The following is a 5,417-nucleotide window of genomic DNA, read 5'->3' on the forward strand; positions in this document are numbered from 1 at the left end:
TATCTCTTTGCCGGAAATGGGGTATTTGTGCGAGGGAAGCGACCCGGATTGGAAGTTCTCATGCCCGTTCAACGCTACGATACCCCCATTCGCGGACTGCTCGCCCTCTCCCCCATTGTCAAAATCGACCCGTTTCCCATCCCTAAAGACATTCTCCTCTCGATTTGGCGACAGAGCTATCTCGCTCGCTGTGAGGGCAGTTGGCTGGAAATCTTGTTCCACCTCCATCGTCAGGGCGATCGCTGGCAATTGCGCGTCCCTCCCCAAACCCAAGAGCAATGGCAATGTCAAGCTACCGAACCTTACCACGACGCGATCGCGGAATTTCACTCTCACGGGACGGGTGCGGCTCGGTTTTCGGCTACCGACAACACTGAAGAGGACGGGTTTCGACTCTACGGCATCGTCGGTCGCTTAGATAGCCTACAGCCAGAAATCCTGTTGAGAATCGGCTTATTCGGTCATTTTCTAGTCATTCCTGCCAGCCTCGCTTTCGACCTACCCGATTTCATCGTCGATGCAGCCGTTCGCGATCGCCTTGCCTACACTTTTTACACTATCAACAAGCAACCGTGAAACACCTCACTTACGATTTTCTCAACGCCAAACCCCTCGTTTTGCCCGGTCATACTAAAGTTAGTTTCGTTCTCGTCGGTTGCGGGGGCAATGGCAGTTGGCTGGCGGCAACAATTTGCCGACTGGCACGGGTTCTCGCCGAAGATAGCAAGCAAACCGAGGTTATCTTTATCGACCCGGATACCGTTGAAGAAGCCAATATCGGGAGACAGAATTTCTGCACTGCTGAAATCGGTTTCAATAAAGCCAAAACCCTTGCCCTGCGCTACAGTCTGGCTTGGGGTATTGCGATCGCTGCCATTCCCGAACCGTTCGATCCTCGCCTCATCGATACCGAGTCCGACACTCTCACTATTCTCATCGGTTGCGTCGATAATGCCGCCGCCAGAACCGCCATTACCCGTGCTGTCGAACTCCATCAATGGACTTACGGCATGGGAACTTACCTGTGGTGGCTCGACTGCGGCAATTGGGAAACGAGCGGACAAGTGTTACTGGGATCTCATGCTAATACCGATCCCGACTTTTACCAATTTCACGAACTGGGGTGTCATCGCTTGCCTGCCCCCAATATTCAGCACCCCGATTTACTCGTTCCTCAGCCAGAAGAATTGGATCGGAGTTCTTTATCCTGTGAAGAATTAATCCAGCGCAACCGTCAAAGTTTGGGCATCAATCAAAGAGTAGCTGCCGAAGCTGCCGAATATTTAATTCAGTTAACTACGGGAAAACTCAAGCGCTTTGCCACGTATTTTGACTTAAGCAGTGGTGCTGCCAATTCACTTTATACGACTCGAGAATCCGTCCTCGATTCTATTCGCTGGAAGTCGAATCTTTCTTAAAATTCGAGCCTCTGTTGCTATAGTCACAGACTGATACCCTGCAAACAATGCGATCGCATCAACGTAGATTGTAATGGTCGAGATAGCTATTGCACGGGATAGTAAACTCATCGGGATTTTGGGGTTGTAGATGAAACTCACAAGCGACCTCAATAGAGATGCGATCGTTCTCTCAAATTCTCTTAATGTACAATCTCTAAAGTTGGGATAATGCTAATTCTGATGAAACCCCATTCTGTTCTTTCTTTCAAGCCTTTTGTCCTGTATGAGAGAATTGGTATGAGTGTAGGTAATTTTTTTTGCTAAAATTCATGTATTGTACATCGATAAGAGGACTTCCAAGTGTTAGTAGCAGCTTATTATGGCTTACACAGTCTCGATCTAAATTCTATGTTCCGTACTGTAGCTATATCTACACTTTACACTAATGAACGCATAGAAGACCCAATCGCAAGTAGTTTAAGTCACTTTAAACAAATTTGCTGTAGGTATAACGTACAACTTGAGTATGTGAATTTTTGGAATCAGTTAGATAGTCATTGGCTTTCTGATACAACAAGACCATACATTTTTGTAATATCTGGTTCTCTAGACTCTTTGACAATTGAGCAAATCCTTTGCTCTGTTCAAAATGGCTCAAATTTGATCATTCTTTCTCCACCTTGGGAAATCATCTACAATACATCCTCACCATCCTTTCAAGAACTGCACAATAATCTCCTACAATTCCTGAATAAGCGTACTGGTTATTGTATCGAGAAAGACACAGAAATAGTATTTGGACAAGGTAAAATCTTTTATATTGAGCACGATAGAGTTAACGATCTACTACTAGAATCTGGACTCTTTGGAGGTGTAAAGAAATCAGAAAAAATAGAGAAAGAACAACAAATAGAATCTTTTATACAAAAAGCCAGTACATTTAATGTACCATGCGTTGACTGCCAAGTTCGCTCAATACCCATGACTTGGCCTCAAGATCAGCCAATTGTCATTGAAATTGAACTGACTCAGCGAAGTTCTCAAGTCATCAATGAACTTTTGGTTGCGATAAAAGTACCGTCTTCATTTGAACCACTATCTACAACCGAAATTTATCTTGAAGATATTCGTCCGAACTCCAAACGATCTATTGCAGTATTAGTAGTGCCACGTTCTCAGGGAAATTATTTCAATCCAGTTAAAATTGATGTTACATTCCAAGACAAAAAACAAAGTATATTTTTGCCAGAAAGCCAAATTAAAATTATTAGTAGCTTACCAGAGTTATTACGGTCTTCACGACCCAGTAAGATAGACCTTTCTTCTACATTAACAAAATATGAAGCTAAACTCCAACCTCTAGCTACATCTTCCAATCTTCTGGAATTGCTGAGTGTTGATCCCGATGCAGTGATCGCCAAAGTCCGTAGAATTGGCGAACATATTTGTAAATCCATAGCCCGCAGACATCTTTCTGACTATAGTAATAAATGGACTTTTGCAATTGTCACAAAACAATTGTTTAGTGCTTCAATACTAAACTCAAAAGCAAAAGGATATATCGACACAATTAGAGTCTTTGGAAATATGGCTGCTCATGCTGATGATGTAGACACAATTCAGTTCGATCATGAAGATGCTTTATCTATCTGTTATGCTCTTGTACTCTTCCTCAAAGAAGTAACGGAAAAAAATCTAATATGATGGATATCTAAAAATCTGACGAGTGGTGCGGCTAATTCGCTTTATACGACTCAAGAATTCGTCCTCAAAGCCATCCATCAAAATCCGATAGCTGCTTAGAATTTTAGCCCTTTTCATCGAAATAATGGCAATCTCAAATATTACAGATTAATCCAGAAATTAGGGTCTTCAACTTGCTCTTCGGTAATATCGTACAAGCTGGATTCGTCCTCTCTCTGTCTTCTCGTAAACGCCATTACCTCTGGCTCTTCTTCATCTTCAGTCCAGCCTAAGAAATAATCCAACCATGCTTGAGGATAGCCCATCTCGGCAAACTTTGCCATGTCGTAACCTTTCGGTGGAGACATTGTTTTTCTCCTTATTCGTTTGATTGCTTTTTCAGCTTAACACAAATTCTCAAACACCCATTTGGGTTGTCAGAACGAGGGTTAATTTTTAACCTTCCTATCGGAAGTTTTTAAATAAATTTTTTTGTAAGTTGATAAAATCTGTAACAGCAAGGACGCTATGGCAGATGTGAAATCGAGAAAAACCCAATTTGTCGAAGGCGAAGGATTGAAAATCCCCGTCTTCGATATGTCCGTTGGCGATCGCGGCGGCTACCTCTCCGAACCCGAAACCAAGCGCAACACCATCCTCGAACTCTTGTTTGAACCGGAAGAGTTGGAGTCTCTCGTTATTGTCAAACCGGACAAAAACGACGATCGCCGCGATCCTCTCAAAGGGATTGACTTTGGCGATGGCATTCCCCGACGAGTGGCATTCAGTTCGGGGAACAGCATTTATTTTGCGGATCGCAAACTCTCCAAACAACTCAACGAACCGTTCAAAACCCAACCCGACACCGCTTGTCGGTACGGTTCCCTTTTGGTGAGTTCTTGCAATGAAGGGGCGATCGCCTTCCACAGCAGCGACGGTCAGCCCCTGCGCGTGAAAATTGTAGACTGGGAGAGCAACGATCCCGCAGAACGAGAAGAAGCACAGAAATTTAGCACGGGGGACTGTCACGGCAAAATCTCCCCTCGACTGGCTAAAGCGATGGGAGGCAAGGGCAATCGACCCTTTCAATTTCGCTTTGCATGGATGCAAAAGTGGCAGAATCCCGCCCATCCCCATACTCCCCCAGTCAGCTTTCTTGCCAAAGGCACATTTCTCCCCGATCGCGCCCTCACTGAAGATTTGGGTTACGATCTGATTCTCGACAAAAGCTCCATCAAAGGACTGACCAAAGAAGCTCGCGATCGCCATATCCCTTGCGGCGACTGGGAACTTCCAGAAGCGGTCATCGGCAACCGGGGCAATGCGAAAGTGCAAGCCTATGAAAACTCTTGGCAATTCTCGATTTGGTACTCGCAAGCAGCGTTACAAGCGGATATCGTTCCCCCAACCATCACCGAAGCACAAAAGCTGGCAGAGATTCAAAAAGACCCCCTCAAACTCGCTCGCTATCTGGTGGAACAGTACGACAAGAAAGCTCGTTTGGTAGGTGAGCAGAACGCTATCGAGGGCGAAGAGTCAGAACAACAAGAGCGCTCAGAATCCGCTACCATCTCCCTATTGAGAAGCGATCGCTACGGGCAATTGCTCGACTTCCCCAAAGTTGCCGATTTCATGCGCTCTCAACTGGCCAAACGCTGGCAGGATTTAGCACTCAAGGGAGCTATTCACCACGGTAGCGCAATGGCTCAACCCTGCGACGACCTCAAACCCGGCACCATTGTCGCACCCCACCTGAAAGATGGAGAGGAAGCGATCGTCACTCGCTACCCCATTGTCAGCAAGGACAACATTCGCCGCTACGTTGTAGATAATCGCCAGAGACCGGATTTACTGCGCTATCGAGGCTGTGCCTTCATTCGTCCCGACCAAGCCATGCAGCACCATCAATGCGACTTCGACGGCGACCAACTCGTGATTACTCCAGTTTCCCGAGTGCCTCGCCTTGCTGCCGAAACCCGCCATGCCAATGAAGGACGGGAGTTTGCTCCGGTTGAAAAACGACCCAAGGTCGATTATCGCAAGGCACGCGATCGCAAGGGTCAACGCAAGTATGCAACTCTGCGCCAGATTGCTGTCGCCGTTCCCAAAAACAGCATCGGTTATATTGCCACTTTAATCGGTCGGGTGCAATCTTCCATCCCTCAGCCCAAAGAGCCGCAAAAACTCTTTGAACGCCGGCAGAGAAAGCTATTGGGCAAGCTCTTCGATGCCTTGCAAATTGAGGTGGACAGCCCCAAAAGCGCCACTCGTTTCGATGAATGCCACCCCACCCTCATTCAAGAAGCCAAACGCTGGACTGAGGCGCATCCCAGC

General features: G+C 46.2%; 4 protein-coding genes and 1 pseudogene. 4 read left to right on the forward strand and 1 reads right to left on the reverse strand.

The window, feature by feature from the left end; all coding sequences use genetic code 11:
• The 3 genes from VB714_RS14345 to VB714_RS14355 all read left to right on the forward strand — a co-directional run.
• The coding region (locus VB714_RS14345) for a Mov34/MPN/PAD-1 family protein (protein ID WP_323225284.1) at nucleotides 1-576 on the forward strand (576 nt) is incomplete at its 5' end.
• Nucleotides 573-1,418 carry a ThiF family adenylyltransferase gene (locus VB714_RS14350; RefSeq protein ID WP_323225285.1) on the forward strand — a complete coding sequence of 282 codons (846 nt, stop codon included), beginning with the start codon at nucleotides 573-575 and terminating at the stop codon, nucleotides 1,416-1,418. The genes VB714_RS14345 and VB714_RS14350, both read left to right, overlap by 4 nt.
• Nucleotides 1,419-1,760: 342 nt before the next feature.
• Entirely contained in the window at nucleotides 1,761-3,104 is a 1,344-nt protein-coding gene (locus VB714_RS14355; protein ID WP_323225286.1) for a DUF4145 domain-containing protein, read from the forward strand.
• Nucleotides 3,105-3,244: 140 nt separating this feature from the next.
• Here VB714_RS14355 and VB714_RS14360 read toward each other — a convergent pair whose 3' ends face one another.
• Nucleotides 3,245-3,451, reverse strand: coding sequence for a hypothetical protein (locus VB714_RS14360; protein ID WP_323225287.1), 207 nt, complete (start codon nucleotides 3,449-3,451; stop codon nucleotides 3,245-3,247).
• 160 nt (nucleotides 3,452-3,611) lie between these two features.
• On the opposite strand from VB714_RS14360, the pseudogene VB714_RS14365 reads away from it, so the two are divergent.
• A pseudogene (locus tag VB714_RS14365) lies at nucleotides 3,612-5,417 on the forward strand (hypothetical protein); the annotation flags it as partial.

Source organism: Spirulina sp. 06S082 (genome assembly GCF_034932145.1).
GTDB lineage: Bacteria > Cyanobacteriota > Cyanobacteriia > Cyanobacteriales > Spirulinaceae > CCY15215.

Bases quoted from the DNA above. Each gene is read 5' to 3' on its own strand.
- VB714_RS14360 (WP_323225287.1), bottom strand. From the start codon at position 3,451: ATGTCTCCACCGAAAGGTTACGACATGGCAAAGTTTGCCGAGATGGGC.